Genomic DNA, 22758 nt, shown 5'->3' on the forward strand with positions numbered 1-22758 from the left:
ATGCCCACCCCGCATGCAACGCGCACCGCTATGCCCGCAACCACCCCGGCAGGGACGATTCCGCCAACCCCGCGCCACGTCCCCCTCGCGGAACAGACCCGCGACGGCCTGGTCGAGAGCGTCCACTACGGCTCCCTGATCGCAGTAGGGCCTGACGGTGAAACACTCCTCCAAGCGGGCGATCCCGACGCCGCGTTCTACCCGCGGTCCTCCCTCAAACCGCTGCAGGCGGTCGCCATGGTCCGTGCGGGACTCAAGCTTCCGGAGAACCTCCTCGCCCTCACCGCCGCAAGCCACTCCGGCGCCGCGATGCACCTCGACGGTGCCGCACGCATCCTCGAAATGCACGGCCTGGACAAAAGCGCGTTGGAAAACAGCACCGACCTTCCCTACGGCATCGCCGAGCGCGAAGCATGGCTCCGCAGCGGCGGCGAGCCCACCCAGCTCGCACAGAACTGTTCCGGCAAGCACGCATCCATGGCCGCCACGTGCGTCATCAACGGCTGGCCGGTCCAGGGTTACCTGCACCCCGAGCATCCCCTCCAAGTGCTCGTGAAGGACACCATCACCGAACTCACGGGGGAAGACGCGTTGGCAGTCAGCACCGACGGTTGCGGCACCCCGCTCTTCGCCCACAGCCTGCACGGCATGGCCCGGGCCTATGGCCGCATGGCGGCGGCGGACAGCACGGAAGCGGAAGGCCAAGTAGCCCACGCGATGCGCGCCTTCCCGGAGATGGTGGCCGGCGAGGGGCGCGACGTCACAGCGATCATGCGTACAGTACCCGGGTTGCTCGCCAAGGACGGCTTCGAAGGCCTCCAGCTCATCGGCCTGCGGAACGGCACAGGCATCGCCATCAAGATTTCCGACGGCGCCGACCGCGCCCGCATGCCCGTCACCGTCCGCGTCCTTGAGGAACTAGGGCTCGACGGCGGCCAGCTCGCCACGCTCGCCAGCCCGCCTGTGTTGGGCGGCGGCCACCCTGTTGGCGTGCTCCGTGCCGCGAACTTCCTTGCATCCAACTGACGCAGCCAAACAAGCACAAAGACCAAAGGACAGCAATGACTTCTGCCGTGCCCACCACGACAATTCCAGGGTTCCGCTCGGAACACGATCTCCTCGGTGACCGCGACGTCCCTGCTGATGCCTACTGGGGCGTGCACACGCTGCGTGCCATCGAGAACTTCCCCATCACCGGCCACCCCTTGGCCAGCAACGCCAACCTCGTCAAGGGCCTCGCCGCGGTCAAGCTCGCCGCTGCCCGCACCAACCGCGAACTCGGTCTCCTCGACGACGAACGGGCCGACGCCATCGAACAAGCCTGCCAGGACATCCTGGACGGCAAGCTCCACGAGCAGTTCATGGTGGACGTTATCCAAGGCGGTGCCGGCACCAGCTCCAACATGAACGCCAACGAGGTCATTGCCAACCGGGCCCTTGAAATACTTGGCCACCCCAAAGGCGAGTACGCCAGGCTGCACCCGAACGACCACGTCAACCTGAGCCAGTCCACCAACGACGTCTACCCCACCGCCGTCAACCTGGCCACCATTTTCTCGGTCCAGGGCCTTCTCGAGGCTCTTCAGGAACTCCAGGTCGCCTTCGCGGAGAAGGGCCAGGAATTCCGCACGGTGGTCAAGATGGGCCGCACGCAGTTGCAGGACGCCGTCCCCATGACCCTCGGCCAGGAATTCGGCGGCTACGCAGTGACCGTGGGCGAGGACCGGGCTCGACTGGCCGAGTCCCAGCTGCTCATCCACGAGATCAACCTCGGCGCAACCGCCATCGGGACCGGCCTGAACGCTCCCGTTGGATACGCCGCAGCGGCCTGCAGGCACTTGGCCGAGATCACCGGCCTGCCGCTGGTCACCTCGGTGGACCTCATCGAGGCCACCCAGGACGTAGGCGCGTTCGTCCACCTCTCCGGTGTGCTCAAGCGCGTCGCCGTCAAGCTTTCCAAGATTTGCAACGATCTCCGCTTGCTGTCCTCCGGACCGCGTGCGGGACTGGGCGAGATCAACCTCCCGGCTGTGCAGTCGGGATCGTCCATCATGCCAGGCAAGATCAATCCGGTGATCCCGGAAGTGGTCAGCCAAGTGGCGTATGAAGTCATCGGCAACGATGTCACAGTCACCATGGCAGCCGAAGCCGGACAGCTCCAGCTGAACGCCTTCGAACCGATTATCGTCCACAGCCTCCACAAGAGCATCTCCCACCTGGAAGCCGCGTGCCGCACACTCACGTCGCGCTGCATTCGGGGCATCACCGCGAATACCGAACACCTGCGCCTCACCGTAGAGCAGTCGATCGGACTCGTCACGGCACTCAATCCGCACATCGGCTACGCCTCCGCCACCGCCATCGCCCAGGAAGCGCTGGCAAGCGGCAAGGGCGTCGCCGAGCTCGTTCTCGAACACGGCTTGCTGACCTCGGAGCAGCTCGATGAGCTCCTCCGCCCCGAACGCCTGGCCAACCTCAGCAACTAGGCTGAGCCGCGCAGAGCGTCCGACGACGGCGCCACTCACCAGCCGCCGTCGGGCCTGAACACGCGAAGAAACAGGCCGGACGGCAAGATCCGGACCCCCAACAGGACACCCCCTAAGGATTCCCATGACCAATGCACCCATCACGGACCACACGGTCCCTCCGCAGGCGCACTCCACTGAAAAGCTCCTCCACGCCGAGGACAAGGGCTATCACAAGAGCTTGAAGCCGCGTCAGATCCAGATGATCGCAATCGGCGGCGCCATCGGCACCGGCCTGTTCCTGGGTGCCGGCGGCCGCCTCAACGCTGCGGGCCCTTCCCTTGTCATCGCGTACGCGGTCTGCGGCTTCTTTGCCTTCCTGATCCTGCGCGCGCTTGGCGAACTCGTGCTGCACCGCCCGTCCTCGGGCTCCTTCGTCTCCTACGCCCGCGAGTTCTTCGGCGAGAAGGCTGCGTTTGTGTCCGGCTGGTTCTACTGGATCAACTGGGCAACCACCACCATCGTGGACACCACGGCCGCGGCCCTCTACATGAACTTCTTCGGCAAATACGTCCCTTGGATCGGAGTCGTCCCGCAGTGGGCCTGGGCACTGATCGCGCTTCTGGTGGTGCTTTGCCTGAACTTGGTCTCGGTCAAGGTCTTCGGCGAAATGGAGTTCTACTTCGCCCTGATCAAGGTGGCCGCGCTGGCGGCGTTCCTGGTGATCGGCACGTACTTCGTCATCTTCGGCACGCCGGTACCGGGCCAGGAAGTGGGCTTCAGCCTCCTCACGGACCACGGCGGTATCTTCCCCACCGGCATGCTGCCCATGATCATGCTCATGCAGGGCGTTCTGTTCGCCTACGCCTCGATTGAGCTTGTGGGCACGGCAGCGGGCGAAACAGAGAACCCCGAGAAGATCATGCCCAAGGCCATCAACTCAGTGGTCTTCCGCATCGCCGTCTTCTACGTCGGTTCCGTCATCCTGCTGGCGTTGCTGCTGCCGTACACCTCCTACGTCAAGGGTGTCAGCCCGTTTGTGACCTTCTTCGGCCACATCGGCGTACAAGGCGTGGACGTGATCATGAACCTCGTGGTCCTGACCGCCGCCCTGTCCTCCCTGAATGCCGGGTTGTACTCCACGGGCCGCATCCTGCGCTCCATGTCCGTGGCCGGTTCCGCTCCCAAGTTCGCCCAGCGCATGAACAAAGCCGGCGTCCCCTACGGCGGCATCGCCATCACGGCCGGCGTCTCCCTGCTCGGTGTTCCGCTGAACTACCTCGTACCGTCCGACGCCTTCGAGATCGTCCTCAACGTCGCCTCCGTGGGCATCATCGTCACGTGGGCCACCATCGTCTTGTGCCAGATGCAGCTCAAGCGCTGGGCCGACAAGGGCTGGCTGAAGCGTCCGTCTTTCCGGATGTTCGGCGCCCCCTACACTGGCTACCTTTCGCTGCTGTTCCTGGTGGGCGTGCTGGTGATGGTGTTCATCGACTCTCCGCTCACCATGCTGGTTACGGCCATCGCCTGCGCGCTCATTGTGGTTGGTTGGTACATGTGCCGCAAGCAAATCCACGAGATCGCCGCAGCCCGGGACGGCTTCACGGGCAGCTCGCCGGTCATCGCCAACCTGCCGGTTGCCGGTGCCGAGGACAGGATCTAGCCCCCAGTACTGAGTGCCCGACGGCGGCACCCGCGGTTCCGTTCGCGCGGAACCCGGGTGCCGCCGTCGTGCCCCCCCAACTGATCCCCACCGCCACCCTCGCCTCGCAAGTCCCCACCGGCTCCCAGCCTTCGCAAGCTCAGGCCGGGGCCCTCGCCGGTGTGGCCCCACGGCCAGGGAACCCTGGCGGCGTGGGCCCACGCATTTGTTGTCATTTTGGAGCCTCATAACGGCAACAACTGCGAGGTAGTTGGGTGCCAGACATCGGATCATTCGCCGTTAGGATGTAGCCATGGCTGTCACAGATGAAGCGATCGGCAAGATCAAGGACATGCTGATCCGCGGCGAACTCAAGGCCGGGGACCGCCTTCCGCCGGAGAAGGAACTGAGCGAGCGGCTCGGCCTCTCGCGAAGCTCCCTGCGCGAGGCCGTCAAAGCGCTCGAACTCATCCGTGTCCTCGACGTGCGGCGTGGGGACGGCACCTACGTCACCAGCCTCGACGCCAAGTTGCTCAATGAAGCAGTGGCATTCGTCGTCGATCTCCACCAGGACCGTTCCATCCTGGAACTCTTTGAGGTCCGACGAATCCTGGAGCCCGCCACCGCATTCATCGCCACAGGCAAGATCACTCCCACGGCACTCACGGCGTTGCGCGCCACGATGGACGGGATCGACGAGAACACCGACGTCGAAGAACTCGTGGCCCACGACCTCGAATTCCACGGCATCATCACCCAGGCCGCCGGAAACGACTACCTCGCCGGCCTACTCGAAGCCCTCTCCAGCAGCACCGTCCGGGCGCGCATCTGGCGCGGCTTGACCCAGGAAAAAGCCGTGGCGCACACCCTTGCGGAGCACAAGGCCATCGCGGACGCCTTGGAACGTGGCGACGCCGAGCTGGTCCGGGCACTTGTGACCGTCCACATCAGCGGCGTCGAGAGCTGGTTGCGCCAGGCGCTTTAGTTCGCGATGCTTCGCTTTTGAAGCCCATACGTCCGCACGGCGGTTCCCTCAAGAAACTCCGCCCGCTCACCCGAAGTGAGCTCCTCGGCGAGTTCCAGAAGAACTCCGAGGGTTCGTCCGTACGGCGCACCCAAGGTACTGACGGGCCAATCGCCGCCGACCATGAGCCGTCCAGGACCGAAAGCTTCGAGCGCTTCATCCCACAGCGGACGCAAGGCCTCCGCCGTGTACGGGACGCCCGGCAAGTGCAGGCCGGACACCTTGGCCACCGTGTTGGGCAGCTCAGCCAAGGCGCGGAAATCCGCTCGCCACACGTCCATCGCCGCAGGATCGGCCATCGGCGGCTTCCCGAGATGATCCAGCACCATGGTCAGCTCCGGCAGCTCCCGGGCGAGGTGGACCGCACTACCGAGGTGCCTCGGAAAGGCGTCCGGGACGTCGAACGCCAATCCGTGGCCGGCGAGCATGCGCAAGGAATCGCGGACCGCGGGCAATTCGAGGAAATCGTCCCGCGGATCGTCGTGGACCAAGTGCCGCACGCCCCGGAACGCGGGGTTCCGGAGGAACCGTTCCAGCTCCTGCTCCGCTTCGGCCGGCTTATCGAGGGGAATCCAGCCCACGACGCCGAGTACCCAAGCGTTGCGGTCGGCGACGGCGAGCATGGACTCAGTATCCAAAACGGTGTCGTCAGCCTGGACGAGCACCGCTCCATCGACGCCAGCGCCATCCAGGGTTTTCCGTGCCTCAGCCTCGCCGTAGCTACGGAAGAGTCCGCCGTGCTGCGGCCCAAGCCACGCGTACGGACTCGGACCACCGCCGGCTGGATCCGGCCCGAGGTCCCACAGGTGCAGGTGCGAATCAATCACCCGGCACACCCGCCAAAGCCGCCCACAGTTCTTCCGGCACATCCTCATTCATCCGGGCCGCGTTTGCTGACACTTGCTCCGGACTGCTGGCCCCCACCGTCACGTTCACAACGGCCGGGTGTCGCAGGCTGAACTGGAGTGCCGCCGTCGGGAGCTCCACCCCGAACCCGCGGCACAAGCCGGCGAGCGCCCGTGCGCGCTCCACCAGTGCGCGCGGGGCACGCGCATAGTTGTAATGCGAGTCCTCGGGTACGTCCGGCCTCGCCAGCAGGCCGGAATTGAAGACGCCCACGTTCACGACGCCGGTGCCGCGCGCCACACAGCGGTCCAGGAGCGGAACGCCGGGCTGCTCTAGCAAGGTATATCGGCCGGCGAGCATCAGCAGGTCCAGATCGGCCGCTTCGACGCATTCGAGCGCAGCTTCCGCCGAGTTGGTCCCGACGCCGATCGCCTTCACCACGCCGTCCGCGCGCAGCTTTTCCAAGGCAGGCAGCGCTTCGTCGATTCCCTTGGCGAGGTCGTGGACATCAGGATCGTGCAGGTAGGCGATGTCCACGTGGTCCAGGCCGAGCCGTTCGAGCGATTCCTCGATGCTCCGGCGGATCCCCGCTTCTGAGAAGTCCCATTGGCGTTTGCTCGTTGCTGCGACGTCGAAGCCTTCGTCGTCCTTCGCGCTGAATCCCACGGCGTTCGGCACCAGCAGCCGGCCCACCTTGGTTGACACAGTGAACTCACCGCGTGGTTTCTCCCTGAGCACCGCACCAAGCCTGCGCTCGGAGAGCCCCAAGCCGTAGTGCGGCGCGGTGTCGAAGTAGCGGACCCCCGAGTCCCAGGCCGCCTTGACGGTGGCGGCGGCCTGGGCGTCCGGCATGGCACGGTACAGGTTGCCGATACCGGCGGCGCCGAAGCCGAGCTTGCCCAGCGCGCCATCCCACGACGTGCCGCTCATACCAGCTCCCATACCAAGGGGATGCCGGAGTCATTGCCGGAATAGTCGTCCTGGACTTCCAGCATCTCCGCCATGCGGGCCTGCCACGGGACATTCGCCGGATGGTCCGCGAGCGCCCGGCGCATGGCTTGGTAGTCCTCCACCTCAACAAGGTGGAAGAGCTCCTGGCCGCTGCGCCAGATCCGCCAATTGCCCACTCCGGCCTCTTTCAAGGCGGCGACGAGTTCGGCGGGGATCCCCGCATGAGCTTCCGCGTAGTCCTGCTCGGCACCCGGCTTGAGCCGGGTGTGCAGGGCAATGGTTTCCGGCACACTACACCCCGGGCTTCAGGAAGAGTTCGACGACGGGCACCGCCACGTCCGGTCGCTGGACGGGCAGCTTCAGTGTCAGGGTACCCGCTGGTTGTCCGCCAGGAGTGGTGTTGATTGCCGCCCGGTCCGGTGCGATCTCCAGCATCGCGACTTCGGAGGCGTCGTTGAGCAGTTGGGCGTATTCCACTTTGCCGGCGAGTTCGGGGAGATGGACGTATTCGAACGGCCACGCAAACAAGTGGACGTAAAGCCGGTCACCGCGGCGTGTGTACCGGGCGTCGGCAGGCGCGGTCCACGCAGCGGGTCCAGCTCCGTAGATGGCCCGGGAATGCAGCTTCATCCAGTCGCCGATGCCGCGGAGGGACTCCACGGCCCGGGGATCGAAATTGCCGCGGGCCGTGGGGCCAACGTTGAGGAGCAGGTTGCCGTCCTTGGACACCCCATCCACAAGCATGCGCACCAGCAAGTCCACGGACTTGTAGTCCAAGTTGTCCCGGTCATAGCCCCAGCTGCCGTTGAGGGTTTGGCATGCTTCCCACGGCACTTCGACGCCGTCCACCACCATGGGCCCGGAAGGCTGGTACTGCTCCGGCGTGGCGAAGTCGCCAGGAATGTCCAGGCGGTCGTTGACGATGATGCCGGGTTGAAGTTCCCCGACCATCTTCAAGAGTTCCACGGACCCCCACGCGTCGCGGCCCTTTCCGCCCCAGATGTGCTTGTGGTCCTCGCTCGTGTAGGAAAAGTCGAAGAAGAGGTAGTCGATCTGGCCGTAGTTGCTCAGCAGCTCGCGCACCTGGCCATGGAGGTATTCGCGGTAGCGGGCCATGTCGCGGCCCTCGTTGAGCTTTTCGGCCTCGGGGTTGTCGCGTTCGGGGTGGAACCCGTCGATGGTGAAATCCGGGTGGTGCCAGTCAATGAGGGAGTGGTAGAAACCGACCTTCAGGCCGAATTCCCGCAACGCTTCGACGTACTGGGCCACGAGGTCCTGCCCGGACGGAGTCTTGGTGGATTTGTAGTCGGTGAGTGCGGAATCCCAGAGGCAGAAGCCTTCGTGGTGCTTGGTGGTCAGCACCACGTATTTCATGCCGGCGTCTTTCGCCGCGCGGGCCCATTCCCGCGGATCGTAGAGATCCGGGTTGAAGTGCTGGAAGTACTTCTCATATTCCTCGGCAGGAATACGTTCGCGATTCATGACCCACTCGTGCCGGGCCGGCAGGGCGTACAAGCCCCAGTGGACGAACATACCGAACCGGGACTCCGTGAACCAAGGTGCTTGGGCGATCATGGGTGGTTACTCCTTCAAGGTTGTTGCGGGTCTTTGGGTTGTTGAGTGTTGTGCGGCCCTGGAGGTAACGCGTCAGCGTCCGCCAAAGCCGCTCGTGACGATGCCTTTGACGAGGTGTTTCTGCAGGAGGATCAGCAGCAGAAGGGTGGGAGCCATTGAGATCACGGAGGCGGCCATGACCAGGTGCCACTGATTGCCCTGTTGGCCGAAGAACATCTGGAGCCCCAACGGGATGGTGCCGAGGTTGTTGACGTCGTTGATCACTACCAATGGCCAGAGGAACGAGTTCCAGTAGCTGATGAAGCTGAAGACCGCCAGGACGGCCATGGTGGGCCTAGCCAGTGGAAGCATGACCAACAGGAAGGTCCTCAGGGTTCCCGCGCCGTCCACCCTGGCCGCGTCGTCGAGTTCTTGGGGTACGCCAAGGAAGAACTGCCGGAGCAGGAAGGCACCGAATGCCGTGAACGCCCAGGGCACAATGAGCGCCTGGAAGGTGTTCACCCAGCCCACCTTCTGCATCATGACGAACATCGGGACAATCAGGACTTCTTGGGGGATCATCAGCGTTGCGAGGAACACCATGAAAACCAGGTTCCGTCCCCGCCAGCGCTGCCGGGAGAAGGCGTAGCCGGAGAAAGCGGAAACCACCAGGGTGAGTGCCGTTCCAGCGGCCGAAACCAAGAGTCCGTTGCCCATGAAGCGCAGGAACGGCATGTAGTTCAGGGCCTCCTGGTAGTTCTGCCACCGGAATTCCGAGCCGAACAACTTCGGCGGGACGCTGAAGATCTCAGCAGGGGGTTTGAACGATGTCGCAAACATGTAGATGAGCGGCGACAGGAAGAGCAGCGCGATAAGGCAAAGGATCACGTATCCGATGGCGGGCCGGATCCTCGTGGTCCATCGTCTTCCGGGCTCTCCGGAGCCACGGGGACGGGCGGTGAGGGGGCGTATCCGGCTGGTTGTCTCAAGCATCGTAGTGGACCCACTTCTTTTGTCCGAGGAACTGGACTGCCGTCACGCCGAGGATGATGACGAACAGGATCCAAGCAGCCGCGGATGCCAGGCCGAGCTGGTGGAACTGGAAACCCTGGTTGTAGATATAGAGGACGATCGTCGAGGTGGCCGAACCCGGCCCTCCCTTGGTGAGGATGAACGGCTGGGCGAAGACCTGCAACGAGGTAATGAGGGTCATCATCGTGCCAAAGAAGATGGACGGCGAAATGAGCTTGAGCTTGATGCGCCAGAAGATGGTCCAGGCGTTGGCGCCATCGATTGCGGCCGCTTCGGTGAGGTTCTCAGGAACTGCGTCCAAGGCGGCGGAGAACACCAGCATGTTGTAGCCGAACCCCTGCCACACGCTCATGACGACAATGGCCATCATTGCCCAGTGTTCGTCTCCGAGGAAGTTCGGCGCTGAAATTCCCGTGGCGCTTTGCAGGGTGCCGTCAATGAATCCACCGGGTTGGTACAGCATCCTCCAGACGACGACGTTGGCCACCACCGGGGTGATAGAAGGAATGAAGAAGATGACCCGGAAGATGTGGCGCCCCTTGATGCGCGGAGTCAACCACGCGGCAAGGCCGAGGGAAACAACCAGGTTCAGGGGCACATAGAGGACCACGAACAACACGGTGTTCCCGACAACCTGCCCGAAGATCGGATCGCTGAACAGCTTCTCGTAGTTGCCCAGGCCGAGGAAACTCGGGGTTCCCAGGAGCGGCCAGCGGAAGAAGCTGATGACGAGGGAAACAACGATCGGCAGCAGCGTGAAGATCGCGAGACCGAGGCCATGCGGCAGGGCAAAGGCCGGTCCCCACATTGTCCTCCGGCCGAGCTGGGCATCCGGTTCGGCCTTCGCCTTCCCACTGACGGTGGCAGCCGTTGCTTCAGGAAGCGGCGCCTTTGCGGGCTTGAGTAGTGTCATTTCTCATTCCTTTGCGAAGAGTGCGTGCCTGCCCGGCTGTTAGTCGGGCACTGCCAGGCAGGCATCACACTGATCATCGGGGCAGCTGGGCCGCAATGTCTTTCATGACATCCGCTGCGCTCTGCTGTCCATTGATGGATTTGACGAGGTACTGGTTGAAAAGCTGGCCCAGTTGGTCGCTGTTGGTGTTGCTTGGCATCGGCACTGCCGTGGCCTCGGCGCTCTTAAGGGTCTCCGCGACTCCGGGAATGCCCGCGTTGTCAATCCACTTTGTCTGCTGGGCGGTGCGTGCGGCCAGTGCGCGCCCGGCTGCCGCCAGATTCCCCAGGACCTTGTCGCCGGTCATTTCCTTGAGGGCGGCAAAGGCCTTGTCCGGAGTAGCGCATTGCTTGGAGATGCCCCAGCCGGAGCCGGCGCTGAACGTCTTCCCGCCGCCAGGGCCCGCGGGAAGGGTGGTGACGCCGACTTTGAACTTGGCTTTGGCCTTGACGTCCAGCAGGGACCACGGACCGTCGATACTCATCGCGGTATTGCCGGCCATGAATTCATTGGCGCTGAATGCCGTGTCGCCGCCGGGCAGTTCGGGGGAGACCTTCTCCTTGCTTGTCAGGTCGGAAACCCACTGGAGTCCCTTGGCGAAGGTCGGATCGCTCGCGTCCATGGTGCCGTCTTCCTTCAAGACGCGTCCGCCGTTGTAGGCGAGGACTTGCGATTCAACGAAGAGATCGGCCGTGTTCGGTGCGATCGCATGTTTGCCGTTGGCCGTCAGCTTCTTCGCGGCTGCCACGAACTCGTCGGCCGTCCAGCCCGCCTTCGGGACCGGCACGCCCGCGGCGTCGAACATGTCCTTGTTGTAGAACATCATCACGGGGCCCACGTCATACGGCAGGGCGTACAGATTGTTGTCGGCGCTGAGCCCCTTGATCATGGAGGAGTCGAAGGCGCTCAAATCCAGGTTGTTCTTTTTCACCAGGTCATCGAGCGGCAGCATGCCATCCTTGAGCTGCGCTGTCCGCAGGCTCTGGACCGCCACCAGGCACGGGGCTGTGTTCGAGCTGAGCTGGGTGCTCATCTTGGTGAAGTAGTCCTGGAAGGTAGAACCCTGCAGGGTGATCTTCACATCGCCCAACGTGTTGCTGACGTCATCGGCAACTTTCTCCCAGTTCTTCTGGTCTTCCGTGCCGCCGACCCACATGGCCCACGTCATGGCGGTCTTGCCGTCTGCGGTACTGCCGGACGAGCTGCCCCCGCAGCCTGTGAGTCCAATGAGGCCCAGTGCCAAGGCACCTGCCACCAACGCTTCTTTGCGCATATCTTTCACCACGTGCTTTCAGTAGGGAACTGTGCTTTCGAGGAATTTCGATAAAGGTTATTGCTGGGGAGTCAAAGGAGGGGATCCCGCGGCCCACACAGGGCCATCGGGAAAGCTGTAGCCGGCCAACGTGCCGCCGACCATTTCACTGCCGGCACCGGGTGCCGACGGCGGCCAGTACGAGCCGTCGTGGACATCCACCGGAGTGACAAAGTGCTCGTGCAGATGGTCGACGAACTCAATCATCCGACCATCCTTGTCGGCGGATACCGCCACGAAATCGAACATCGACAAGTGCTGGACGGCCTCGCAGAGGCCGACTCCACCTGCATGTGGGCAGACGCGGACGCCGAACTTCGCCGCGAGCAGGAGGATGGCGATGTTCTCGTTCACTCCCGCCACCCTCGCCGCATCCAGTTGCAAGACCTGCAAGGATCCGGCCTGCAGCATCTGCTTGAACATCACGCGATTTTGGACATGCTCACCCGTGGCCACGGGGATCGGCGCCACGCCCCGGGCAATCGCGGCATGGCCGAGGACATCATCCGGACTGGTGGGTTCCTCAATCCAGGCAATGTCATAGGGAGCCAAATGCGCCATCCAGTCAATCGCTTCCTGGACGTCCCAGCGTTGGTTCGCGTCCACGGCGATCTTGATACCAGGCCCCACAGCGTTGCGGGCCGTGCGGACGCGCCGGATGTCGTCTTCCAGCGAGGCCCCCACCTTGAGCTTGATCTGGCCGAAACCGTCTGCAACGGCTTCCTTGGCCAGCCGCACAAGTTTGTCGTCGCTGTAACCCAACCAGCCCGGCGTCGTGGTGTATGCGGGGTATCCTTCCGCGAGAAGTGCTGCCCTGCGGGCGGCGCGCCCCGGCTCCGCCGTCCGCACTATCCCCAGCGCGTCCTCCGGCGTGAGCGCATCGCTGAGGTACCGGAAGTCCACGAGCGCCACAATCTCCTCCGGACTCATCCGGGAAAGCAGCTCCCAGAGAGGCAGTCCGGCCCGCTTGGCTTTGAGGTCCCACAGGGCGTTGACGACGGCGCCGATCGCCATGTGCATCACGCCCTTTTCGGGGCCAAGCCAACGGAGTTGGGAATCGTGGACCAGGAGCTTCCAGGTGCCGCCCATGTCGCCGAGCAGTTCCTCGACGTTGCGGCCCAGGATGTGGTGGCGGAGTGCCTCGATAGCCACTGCCTCCACCTCGTTGCCGCGCCCGATGGTGAAGACGAAACCGTGGCCCTCGTGACCGTCGCCGGCGTCGGTGCGGATCACCAGGTATGCCGCCGAATAGTCCGGATCCGGATTCATGGCATCCGATCCGTCCAGTTCCAGGGAGGTGGGAAAACGGATATCGAAGGTGTCCACCGCGGTGATGACGCTCATTGTGCTCCTTGCTTGGCAGCAGGTAGTTTGCTGGGAAGAGCGTAAACATCCGATGTCTGCATTGTCAATGGGTCACATTTCCGTATTATGGAGAGCAACAGCAGACTAGAGCTCGGATGTTAGAGCCAGAGCACGGAGGAATACATGAACATGAAATTCGCCCGGCTGGGCACTGCCGGAAATGAAAAGCCGGTTGTCATCGCCCAAAACGCCAACGGCACCGAAAAGTACTTCAGCCTTGACCCGCTGACGAAGGACATCAACGGAGAGTTCCTCGCCACGGACGGCATCGCACGCACCCGCGAAGCCCTTGATGCCGGCAATCTTCCCGAGATTTCTGCCGAAGGACTCCGGATCGGTTCACCCATCGCCCGGCCCGGCAACGTCGTCTGCATCGGCCTCAATTACACGGCCCACGCGGCCGAATCCGGAGCAACGCCCCCGGAATCACCCGTGGTGTTCCTGAAGCCAAGCAACACGGTCAGTGGCCCGTTCGACGCCGCGCCCATCCCGCCGTCGTCGGAAAAGTACGACTGGGAGGTGGAACTCGGAATCGTGATCGGTCGCGAAGCGTCATACCTTTCCAGCACGGACGAGGCCGCGGACTGCATCGCGGGCTACGTCGTCGCCAATGATCTCTCCGAGCGCGATTACCAACTGCCCGGCGCCGCGGGCCAGTGGACCAAGGGCAAGTCCCTTCCGCAGTCCACTCCCCTCGGCCCCTGGTTGGTTCCCGCGGATGGGCTCGACGCCGGACACCTCGCGTTGCGCACCTGGGTCAATGGCGAGATCCGCCAATCGTCGGACACTTCGGACATGATCTTCGACGCGCTGACCGTGGTCCACCACCTCAGCCAGTACATGGTCCTGGAGCCCGGCGACGTCATCCTCACCGGCACTCCGGAAGGCGTGGCGCTCTCTGGTCGCTTCCCGTACATCCAGCCCGGCGACGTGGTGGAGCTTGAAGTGGAAGGGCTCGGCCGCCAGCGCCAGGAGTTCTACAGAGCCCACGCAGCTTCGCTTGCTTCAGTAGGCACTGACGAGGCAACGCGGTGAGCACCGAGTTCGAGGGACTCGTAGCGCTGGTCACCGGCGGGGCGTCCGGCATCGGCGCGGCGATCGCGGACCGGCTCGCCGACGGCGGGGCGCAGGTCGCCGTGCTCGACCTCAACCCCTCCGGGACCCCGCATTTCGGCGTCGAATGCAACGTGGCCGACGACGCCTCGGTGCGCTCCGCCGTCGACGCCGTCGTCCGGAAGTTCGGCCGGCTCGACGTGGTGGTCAACAACGCAGGGATCGGCGCACAAGGGGACATCTCTGCAAACGACGACGCCGAATGGCACCGCGTACTCGACATCAACGTGGTGGGCATCGCCCGCGTCAGCCGTGCGGCTCTGCCGTACCTGCGCGAATCGCCCGCGGCCGCGATCGTGAACACGTGCTCCATCGCCGCGACGGCAGGGCTGCCGCAGCGGGCCTTGTATTCGGCGTCGAAGGGCGCAGTCTTGTCCCTCACGCTGGCCATGGCGGCCGACCACGTCCGCGAAGGGATCCGCGTCAACTGCGTCAACCCCGGCACGGTGGACACGCCATGGGTAGGCAGGCTGCTCGAATCCTCCGCCGATCCCGCCGCCGAACGCACTGCCCTCAACGCCCGACAGCCACACGGCCGTCTCGTGGAGGCCGCCGAGGTGGCCGGCGCCGTCGCCTACCTCGCAAGCCCGCTGTCCGGCTCGACGTCGGGCACGTCCCTGGCGATCGACGGCGGCATGCAGGGGCTGCGGTTGCGCCCGGTGGGATAGCTACGTAACGCAACGCCCGCGCAACCCCTCTCCACCACCGGTTCGCCTATGCTCAACACCAGGCAATCGATGGCGATCCACCAAGGAGCAGGCATGAGCAATTGGCGCATCAGGGACTTCCATTCCTCGGACATGGACGGGATACTGCACCTTTGGGAGTCGCTCAAAGCCGACAACGTGGACCCTGTCTATGCGCTCTCCGAGGTCCTTGCTTCATGCGAGAAGGACCACGCGGTGGTGGCGGTGCAGGGCGAGCAGGTGGTTGGTGCCGCCGTCGGACGTGCGGCCCATGACCAGGGCTGGATCGTTTTCCTGGCCACGCTGCCCGAATTCCGTGGACGCGGGATCGGCACTTCGCTGCTGGCCGCCGTCGAGAACCGGATGACTCCGCACGGGCTCAACAAGCTCTCGGCGCTCATGCCCGAGTCCGAAACCCGAGTCGAGGCGTTCCTGGGCCGCGGCTTCCTGCTCAAGCAAAACCTGCACTATTTTGAGCGGACCATCCCGGTGCAGCGCCAGGAACTCGAGCCGTTGAGCCAGCTCGGCGGCCGGATCCTGGCCCGGGACCTGTGGGAAAACGTCGCCGGAATGCGCCGCGAAAAGGAGCTGCTGGAACGCCGTCTGGTCCTACCCCTTGCCGAGGCTGACCTCGCCGACCAATTCGGCGTGGTGCCGCCGCGCGCCGTCGTGCTCTTCGGCCCTCCCGGGACCGGCAAGACGACCTTTGCGAAAGCGATCGCGTCCCGGCTCGAATGGCCGTTCGTGGAGGTCTTCCCCTCCCGCCTGGCCTCCGATCCCAAGGGACTGGCCGGCGCGCTTCGGGAGACGTTCCTGGAAATCGCCGAACTGGAGCACGCGGTTGTGTTCATCGACGAGGTGGAGGAGATCGCGTCCCAGCGGTCCGGTGAGCCGCCGTCGCCGTTGCAGGGCGTCACCAATGAACTCCTCAAGATCATCCCGGCCTTCCGCGAACAGCCGGGCCGCCTCCTGGTGTGCGCCACCAACTTCATCCGCGCACTGGACACCGCCTTCCTGCGCCACGGCCGCTTCGACTACGTCATCCCCATCGGGCTGCCGGACGTCCATGCCCGCGAGGCCATGTGGCAGCGATTCATCCCGGCCAGCGTGGTGGACTCGGTGGACGTGGCCTTGCTGGTGTCGCGGACGGAGGGCTTCTCCCCCGCGGACATAGAGTACGCGGCACGCAGCGCCTCCCAGCGTGCCCTGGAAAAAGCCGTCTACACAGCCGACGCTCCCGGTGAAGGCGCCTCCTCCGGGGGCCCCGCACCGGCGTCGAACGCCCGCAAGGGACCAGTCACGCAGGACTATCTCGACGCGATCGCCGACACCCGCACCACCGTCAGCGACGAAGTCCACCAAGACTTCCTCGAGGACATCGACTCTCTCGCCCGGGTTTAGAGCAACGCGGGGTCACTTACGGCCCATGTTGGGGCCCCGGATGGGCCGTAAGTGACCCCGCGTTGGAGAAGGAGGAACCGTGAACCTGTTTCTGACCATCCTGAGCGGGGTCGCTTGGACTACGGTTTACATTTGCGCGATCCGGATCGGGTTTCGCGATAAGACGTACGCGATCCCGGCGGCGGCACTGGGTTTGAACTTCGCGTGGGAAGTCATCTACTCGGTGCATTCGCTCAGCACATGGCTCTCCGTGCAGGGCGTCATCAACATTGCCTGGGCGTTGGCCGACGTCGCGATTGTGTACACGTTCTTCGCGTTCGGCAGGCGGGAACTTCCCGGATTTGTCACACGGCCGCTGTTCATCGGGTGGGCGGCTCTCTTGGGCTTGGCGTCGTTCGCGGTGCAGTGGCTGTTCATCACCGAGTTCGATTGGGATCCGGCCTCCCGGTACGCGGCATTCCTGCAGAATCTCCTGATGTCCGGCCTGTTTATTGCGATGTTCGCTGCCCGACGCAGCTTGCGGGGCCAGTCCCTGGTGATCGCTGTGGCCAAGTGGATCGGAACCCTCGCGCCAACGATCAGCTTCGGGGTGCTCGAGAATTCACTGTTCATCCTGGGCATTGGCGTCCTGTGCAGCATTTTCGACCTGACGTACATCGGGCTGCTGTTGTGGGCCAAGAGGAACCCCGGCGCCCTCTCCAGGGATCGGGACTCCGGGGGCCTCCCGGCGGTACCCTGAACCATGTCCATGAATCCATTGCGCCATGCATTGTCGCGCATGGGCGGGCGCGATCCCCAGGAGCTGAATCGCACCGCCACACCCCTGGAACTCTTCTTTGACCTCACTTTTGTCATCGCCTTCGGGGTGGCCGGCAGCCAGTTCGCTCATGAGCTGGCCGAGGCCCGTTTCGGCTCCGGGTTGATCGGCTTCACCTTCGCGATGTTCGCCGTCATGTGGGCCTGGATCAATTTCTCGTGGTTTGCCAGCGCCTACGACACTGACGACTGGGTCTTCCGGGTTGTCACCATGGTGCAGATGGTGGGTGTGCTCATCCTTGCCATGGGCATCGAGCCGATGTTCCAATCGCTCGACGAAGGCCACCGCGTGGACAACTCGACCATGGTGCTGGGTTACATCATCATGCGCTTGGCGTTGGTTTTTCAGTGGCTACGCGCGGCGAAGCAGGATCCGGAGCGCAGAAGCGCTTGCCTCACCTACGCGAAGTTCCTGGTGGTGGCACAGATCGGCTGGGTGGTGGTGCTGATTGTCCACGCCGACATCCTGACGAATTTCCTCATGGCTGCCCCGCTCTTCCTGCTGGAAATGGCGACGCCGACCATCGCCGAGCGCAAAGCCAAGACACCGTGGCACGCGCACCACATCGCGGAACGCTACGGACTCCTGGCGATCATCGCCTTGGGCGAGTGCCTGATCGGAGCCATCGAATCCCTTCGGGCAATCGTGGCCCTTCATGGCTGGTCTGTTGACGCAGCCCTCGTGGGTCTCGGCGGGACCGGGCTGGCCTTTGGAATGTGGTGGATCTACTTCATCCTCCCGGCTGGCCACGCCCTGCATCACCAACGGCACCGGGCATTCGCCTTCGGATACGGCCACATGTTCATCTTTGGGTCAATCGCCGCTACTGGTGGCGGACTTCATGTGGCCGCGCTCTTCATTGATCATGCTGCCCTCATCAGCGCCACCGTTGTAGTGGCCACCATCGCCGTCCCGGTGGCCCTGTTCAAGGTAGCCCTGAGTTCGCTCTACGGCTACCTGCTGGGTTTCGACCGCGCGCTCCTCGGGGTCACGGCCCTCGTGGTCGTGTTGCTTTGCGGCAGTGTGGGCCTGGCCCCCCTGGACGTCTCTGTTCCTGTCTGCATGATGGTCATTGTGGCGGCTCTGGCCCTCTCGATCGTGATCGACGAAAGGCGCGGGGCGGCACGCCGGGAAGCTGCGCTGGAAAGGCTGGGGGCACACCCGGCCACCTAGGCGAAATCGTGGGTCCTGGCCCCAAACCGCCGTACCGGAACGCAGCGAACGGCCTGCACCCACGATGCCGCGGCGCGGCACATCGGCACGAACGTACCGATTCCCAGCGATCGACCCTTGATTCGCTTCCCATGGAGGCGGAAAATGGTGAAACCGGCACGAACGTACCGGAGCGCGGACAACGCGCATGCCCACAAAAAGGCGAGGAAGGATGGACATGTCCTCCAGGGAATTCACCGAGTCCCTTGGCGCCAAGGTCCGTGCCCGCCGCGGCTCCCTGAGCCTGAGCCAGTCCGACCTCGCAGACCTCGCAGGAGTCTCGGAGCGATTCGTCCGGTTCGTGGAGCAGGGGAAGACCACGGTCCAATTGGAACCACTCCTTGCGGTCCTCGGCACTCTGGGCCTTGAGCTCAAGGTGCAACCCGCGGGCAAGCAATCCAAGCTGCCATGACCTTCCACCGCATCGCCGACGTCTACAAGCAAGGCGTCCTGGCCGCGCGCATCGAGCGGCATGAAGGCGGCACCAAGTTCAGCTACTTGCCGCGGTACCTCGACTCAGGCGGTCCGGCCGTTGCCACGACGCTCCCGCTGACGCGTGAAGCAGTGTTCACCCCGAGCGGCGCGGTTCCGCCCTATTTCACGGGCCTCCTCCCGGAAGGCCGCCGCCTGAATTCCCTGCGCCGGGCGGTCAAGGCCAGCGCCGACGACGAACTCGCGCTCCTCATGGGCGCGGGCGGGGACGCCGTGGGCGATGTCCAGACGGTCCCCCACGGCGAGCCGCCCACGGAAGGAGGCTCCGCCGTCGTGCTCGACTCGAAGCTGCCGCTCGACTTCGATGCGCTGCTCGGCGATTCGGGCCTCATCGACCCAGTGGCGCTGGCGGGGGTGCAGGACAAGTTATCGGCCGGGATGATTTCGCTCCCGGTAGCGCAAGCTGGCAAGCGCTTCATCCTCAAGCTCAATGCTCCCGAGTTCCCGTTCGTGGTGGAAAACGAGTTCCTCATGTTCCGTTTTGCCCGCAAGCTCCGGATACCGTTGAGCAGCGTGCAGTTGGTGCACGACGTCGGCGGGCGGGCGGGGCTGCTCGTCGAGCGTTTCGATCGCCTCACCGGAGCCGACGGCGCTCCCGTGCGCCTCGCCGTCGAGGACGGAGCCCAAGTGCTGGGCCTGTACCCCGCGGACAAGTACAGCGTGCCGTTCGGCGAGGTTTGCGCGGCGCTGGCGGCACACTGTTCCGCACCACTCCCTGCCTTGCGGAACCTCGGCCTCCAGCTGGCTTTCGCCTGGCTGAGCGGCAACGGCGACCTGCATGCGAAGAACGTGTCCATGCTTCAGTCGCCGCAGGGCGAATACACCGTTGCCCCGGTCTACGACATCCCCTCCACAGTGGTCTACGGGGACAAGACGCTCGCTCTGGGCATCGGCGGCAAGAAGAGTGGAATCTCCCGTAAGCACTTCCTTGCCTGGGCCGCGAAGCTCGGCCTGACGGAGCGCGCAGCGGAAGGAATTTTGGGACTCGCGCTCACGGCCTCGGGCCCGCTCATCGCAGAGCTCGACGCCGGCGCCTCGCCTTTCGGGCCGCTGCAGACGAGGGACTGGATCAAGGAGCTAAAGCATCGGCGAAGGTTGATGGGCGGGTAGATTTCCCTGCACCGGGCGTCAAAGCGGCAGTCGAACTATCGCTTATTGCGTACCCGTTAACACCAACCCGATCGTGGCATAAAGTAAGGGCACCAAACGGTATCTGCGCGGCCCGCAGACCAGCGGAGCGCGGAGTCAGCATTTCCATTCGTACACAAAAGGGAGACCCTCATGTTGCTTTGGATAGCCATCATTATCGCTGTTCTCTGGCTTCTCGGCTTTATCGGCAATATCGGCGGCGGGTTCATTCACCTGCTTTTGGTCATTGCCGTGATCGTCCTGATCTTCCACTTCCTCCGGGGAAGATCCCGCGCCTAAGTACCGGGCGTTCGGTCCTAGGTTCAAGCGCATGGCGACGCTAGGCTCGCTCTCAGAGGCGAGATGGGCTCGCCGCGAGCCAAGGGATTGAACGTATGGCACAGCAGGCCGGACACCAATCGACATCCACCACGGGCACTCTTCCGCATTCACGCTCGTATCTGAGACCTACACGGTTGCTCTCTCAAAGCGAGCGGGAAAAGCTCCACCCATCGGTCCTGGCGGAGGCCGAGCGCCGGGCCGCAAGCATTCAGCTTCGAGTCGCGGATGCAATTACGGCCTTCGCCGGATCGATGAATTTCGTCTACCTGCACATTCTGCTTTTCGCTGTGTGGATGCTCGTGTTCGAGCAGAGTCCGTGGCCGACGTTGACTCTGATCGTCTCGCTCGAAGCGATCTTCCTCTCGACCTTCGTCATGATCGGACAGAACCGCCAAGCGGCTTTCCAACAGGTGAAGGCGGACCATGACTACAATGCCCAGGAGCATCTGCTCGAAGAGAACACCGACCTCACGCGTGCGATTCACGAGCTCACCGCCCAGATCCACCAGCGGGTCTTGGCGGAAGTCACCGCATCCACCAGCAGCTCGGCGTCCGCAGCCAGCCCGATACAGGATGACCCGACCAAACCTTAGGTAGGGGGGAACTGCCGAGTCGGACCGCTAGTCGGCCAATCGGTCCATTTCGGACAGGAGATCCGGGTTGATGCGCTGCAGGACCAAGTGGATTTCGCCACGGGGCACAGCCCTGTAAAGCACTTCCCGGGCGTCTGCGTAGCGAGTGGTGGGCGCCTTGTCCGGCCATTTCTCGGCGAGAGCCCGCACGCGCTCCGGCACGGAGTTGTGGGCGTTGCAGGCGATCTTGACCAGGGTGGCATCGTGGTCCTGTGCGATGTGCAGGACCACGGCTTCATCGTTGTCCGAGTCATCTTGGAAGCGGCGGGTTACGCGTTCGATGATGCCCACGGCACGTTCGGAAACGCCCATGTCGAGCAGCGCCTGCTTGGTAATCGGTGTGTCCTTGGCGATGTCGTGCAGGTAGCCAGCGATCCGGATGTCGTCGTCGAAATCGGCGAGCGCATCCCCTACAGCCAGCACGTGCTCGCGATAAGGCCGCTTCAGCTTGTCCTTCTGGCGATTGTGCGCCACTTCGGCAAGGACCATGGCTGTTTCAACGGTGAATCTCGGTTCGGTCATGGCTTCATCCTACTGAGCCAGTTCGGTGACTGCCTTCCGCACGGCGGCGCTCAGTTCGAGGTTGCGGCATCCGGCTCCGCCGGGTTCGGCCTGTTGCGGCACGTACCCGAAAGCGAGTTCATACACGGGGTCAGCGAATCCCAAAGATGCGCTGGCGCCGTCGTGCCCGAACGCCCGGTAGCTCCCGTATGGCGAGCGTGCATGCGATTTCATGAACACGGTCCCAAAGCAGCTGGTCTCGCCGAACACGCGGTCGATGCCGAAAACCTGCTCGGCCGAGACAGCCTGGATGGTCTCTTCGCTGAGGAGGGGCGCGACGGCGGGCCGGTCGCCGTCGGCGGCAAGTCCGGTGAGTGCCGCAGCGTAGACGCGGGCCATGCCTTCGGCGCTGGCGACCCCGGCGGCGGAACTCAGGCCGGCGGCGCGCACCTCGCGGATGTTGGGCAGGTCAAGGATGTCCCCCACCGCCGAGTTGGCCGAAAGTCCGAAATGGCTCGCGGGATCAATCCACGGCTGGGAGGGGTCCTCGGCCCAACGGAGGGTGGCATAGCGGGGCTCCTCGGACTCAGGCAGTCCCAGGAAGAAGTGGGCGCCCGTGACCGAACGGATGCGTTGTTCGTAGATTTCCTGGAGGGTGGACCCGGTGATCCTTCGGCAAAGCTCCTCCATGAAGACGCCGATGGTCAGGGCGTGGTACCCGAATGCGGTCCCGGGCTTCCAGAGCGGCCGCATCTGCGCGAGCTTGGCGGCGGCCAGCTCGGAGTTGTTGTATTCCTCGAGGGTGAGTCCGCCTTCGACTCCCAGAAGACCGGCCTGGTGGGAGAACAACTGGGCCACGGTAACGGTGGCCTTTCCTTCGGCGCCGAATTCCGGCCAGTACTTGACCACTTCAGCGTCAAGGTCCAGGAAGCCGTCCTGGACCAAAAGCGCGATGACCAGCCCGGACACTCCCTTGGAACAGGAGAAAACACCGGTTACCGAATCCGGGCGGCGGTGCGGGCCGCCGCTGATGTCCAATACCTTGACGCCGCGGTGGTAGGCCGCAAGCTGGGCTGAATATTCCGGGTCCTCGCTGAGGAAACGGCCAAAGAGTTCGGCTACCGGTTCGAATCCAGGGGCAATCGTCTGTGCATCCACCCGGACAGCCTAATCCCTTCAGCCCCCTAACCTCGCTAGCTCGGCCAGGGAACCCGGCAGAATGGGCCCACCTTCCGCCCACTAACCTCGCTAGCTCGGCCAGGGAACCCGGCAGAATGGGCCCACCTTCCGC

Annotated in this window: 23 protein-coding genes; 13 read left to right on the plus strand and 10 right to left on the minus strand. The window is 64.0% G+C overall.

All coding sequences use genetic code 11. The features are described from left to right. The 4 genes from AB4068_RS13005 to AB4068_RS13020 all read left to right on the plus strand — a co-directional run bounded on the left by AB4068_RS13005 (position 1) and on the right by AB4068_RS13020 (position 5092). Positions 1–1026 carry an asparaginase gene (locus AB4068_RS13005; RefSeq protein WP_370872242.1) on the plus strand — a complete coding sequence of 342 codons (1026 nt, stop codon included), beginning with the start codon at positions 1–3 and terminating at the stop codon, positions 1024–1026. Between the two features lie 35 nt (positions 1027–1061). Continuing rightward, on the plus strand, positions 1062–2486 hold the full coding sequence (gene aspA, locus AB4068_RS13010; RefSeq protein WP_441433594.1) for an aspartate ammonia-lyase: 1425 nt from the start codon (positions 1062–1064) through the stop codon (positions 2484–2486). 124 nt (positions 2487–2610) lie between these two features. Further along, entirely contained in the window at positions 2611–4128 is a 1518-nt protein-coding gene (locus AB4068_RS13015; protein ID WP_059388690.1) for an amino acid permease, read from the plus strand. A gap of 292 nt (positions 4129–4420) precedes the next feature. After that, positions 4421–5092: a FadR/GntR family transcriptional regulator gene (locus AB4068_RS13020; RefSeq protein ID WP_284991975.1), complete on the plus strand. Its 672-nt coding sequence runs from the start codon at positions 4421–4423 to the stop codon at positions 5090–5092. On the opposite strand, the gene AB4068_RS13025 is transcribed toward AB4068_RS13020, so the two are convergent. The 8 genes from AB4068_RS13025 to AB4068_RS13060 all read right to left on the minus strand — a co-directional run bounded on the left by AB4068_RS13025 (position 5089) and on the right by AB4068_RS13060 (position 13122). After that, positions 5089–5958, minus strand: a complete 870-nt coding sequence (locus AB4068_RS13025; protein ID WP_441433595.1) for an amidohydrolase family protein — start codon at positions 5956–5958, stop codon at positions 5089–5091. The two genes, AB4068_RS13020 and AB4068_RS13025, sit on opposite strands and share 4 nt — an antisense overlap. Beyond that, a complete protein-coding gene (locus AB4068_RS13030) occupies positions 5951–6907 on the minus strand; it encodes an aldo/keto reductase (protein ID WP_441433596.1) in 957 nt (318 codons plus the stop codon). The genes AB4068_RS13025 and AB4068_RS13030 overlap by 8 nt, the downstream gene beginning before the upstream one ends. Then, a complete protein-coding gene (locus AB4068_RS13035; protein WP_441433597.1) occupies positions 6904–7218 on the minus strand; it encodes an L-rhamnose mutarotase in 315 nt (104 codons plus the stop codon). The genes AB4068_RS13030 and AB4068_RS13035 overlap by 4 nt, the downstream gene beginning before the upstream one ends. A 1-nt stretch (position 7219) precedes the next feature. Then, a complete protein-coding gene (locus AB4068_RS13040) occupies positions 7220–8503 on the minus strand; it encodes an alpha-L-fucosidase (RefSeq protein ID WP_441433598.1) in 1284 nt (427 codons plus the stop codon). A 72-nt stretch (positions 8504–8575) separates the two neighbouring features. Next, positions 8576–9475 (minus strand): carbohydrate ABC transporter permease, encoded by a 900-nt coding sequence (locus AB4068_RS13045; protein ID WP_441433599.1) that lies wholly within the window; start codon positions 9473–9475, stop codon positions 8576–8578. After that, positions 9468–10427: a carbohydrate ABC transporter permease gene (locus tag AB4068_RS13050; RefSeq protein WP_441433600.1), complete on the minus strand. Its 960-nt coding sequence runs from the start codon at positions 10425–10427 to the stop codon at positions 9468–9470. Before AB4068_RS13050 ends, AB4068_RS13045 begins: the two co-directional genes overlap by 8 nt. Positions 10428–10500: 73 nt before the next feature. Continuing rightward, on the minus strand, positions 10501–11739 hold the full coding sequence (locus tag AB4068_RS13055) for an ABC transporter substrate-binding protein (protein ID WP_306973098.1): 1239 nt from the start codon (positions 11737–11739) through the stop codon (positions 10501–10503). Positions 11740–11796: 57 nt separating this feature from the next. Further along, the gene (locus tag AB4068_RS13060; protein WP_441433601.1) at positions 11797–13122 is read right to left on the minus strand and encodes an L-fuconate dehydratase; all 1326 of its coding nucleotides are present in this window, start codon (positions 13120–13122) and stop codon (positions 11797–11799) included. 144 nt (positions 13123–13266) lie between these two features. Between AB4068_RS13060 and AB4068_RS13065 the strand changes: the two genes are divergently transcribed. The 9 genes from AB4068_RS13065 (at position 13267) to AB4068_RS13105 (ending at position 20927) form a co-directional block, all read left to right on the plus strand. Then, positions 13267–14178, plus strand: coding sequence for a fumarylacetoacetate hydrolase family protein (locus tag AB4068_RS13065; protein WP_441433602.1), 912 nt, complete (start codon positions 13267–13269; stop codon positions 14176–14178). Continuing rightward, positions 14175–14924 (plus strand): SDR family NAD(P)-dependent oxidoreductase, encoded by a 750-nt coding sequence (locus AB4068_RS13070; protein ID WP_441433603.1) that lies wholly within the window; start codon positions 14175–14177, stop codon positions 14922–14924. Before AB4068_RS13065 ends, AB4068_RS13070 begins: the two co-directional genes overlap by 4 nt. Positions 14925–15017: 93 nt before the next feature. Beyond that, on the plus strand, positions 15018–16343 hold the full coding sequence (locus tag AB4068_RS13075; RefSeq protein WP_332602890.1) for an ATP-binding protein: 1326 nt from the start codon (positions 15018–15020) through the stop codon (positions 16341–16343). A gap of 79 nt (positions 16344–16422) precedes the next feature. Continuing rightward, entirely contained in the window at positions 16423–17082 is a 660-nt protein-coding gene (locus tag AB4068_RS13080; RefSeq protein WP_441433604.1) for a transmembrane-type terpene cyclase, read from the plus strand. A 3-nt stretch (positions 17083–17085) separates the two neighbouring features. Further along, a complete protein-coding gene (locus AB4068_RS13085) occupies positions 17086–18333 on the plus strand; it encodes a low temperature requirement protein A (protein WP_441433605.1) in 1248 nt (415 codons plus the stop codon). Positions 18334–18550: 217 nt separating this feature from the next. Then, positions 18551–18784, plus strand: coding sequence for a helix-turn-helix transcriptional regulator (locus tag AB4068_RS13090; RefSeq protein WP_284991962.1), 234 nt, complete (start codon positions 18551–18553; stop codon positions 18782–18784). Beyond that, the gene (locus AB4068_RS13095; protein ID WP_441433606.1) at positions 18781–19974 is read left to right on the plus strand and encodes a type II toxin-antitoxin system HipA family toxin; all 1194 of its coding nucleotides are present in this window, start codon (positions 18781–18783) and stop codon (positions 19972–19974) included. The genes AB4068_RS13090 and AB4068_RS13095 overlap by 4 nt, the downstream gene beginning before the upstream one ends. A 171-nt stretch (positions 19975–20145) precedes the next feature. Further along, positions 20146–20292 (plus strand): lmo0937 family membrane protein, encoded by a 147-nt coding sequence (locus AB4068_RS13100; protein ID WP_113990647.1) that lies wholly within the window; start codon positions 20146–20148, stop codon positions 20290–20292. Positions 20293–20468: 176 nt separating this feature from the next. Next, positions 20469–20927, plus strand: coding sequence for a DUF1003 domain-containing protein (locus tag AB4068_RS13105; RefSeq protein ID WP_059388701.1), 459 nt, complete (start codon positions 20469–20471; stop codon positions 20925–20927). Positions 20928–20954: 27 nt separating this feature from the next. Here AB4068_RS13105 and AB4068_RS13110 read toward each other — a convergent pair whose 3' ends face one another. Together AB4068_RS13110 and AB4068_RS13115 are read right to left on the minus strand one after the other, a co-directional pair. Next, the gene (locus tag AB4068_RS13110; protein ID WP_441433607.1) at positions 20955–21488 is read right to left on the minus strand and encodes an HD domain-containing protein; all 534 of its coding nucleotides are present in this window, start codon (positions 21486–21488) and stop codon (positions 20955–20957) included. Between the two features lie 9 nt (positions 21489–21497). After that, entirely contained in the window at positions 21498–22625 is a 1128-nt protein-coding gene (locus AB4068_RS13115; RefSeq protein WP_441433608.1) for a serine hydrolase domain-containing protein, read from the minus strand. Between the last annotated feature and the right edge of the window lie 133 nt (positions 22626–22758).

Source organism: Arthrobacter sp. 2RAF22 (assembly GCF_052115325.1).
In the GTDB taxonomy this organism is placed as follows: Bacteria; Actinomycetota; Actinomycetes; order Actinomycetales; family Micrococcaceae; genus Arthrobacter.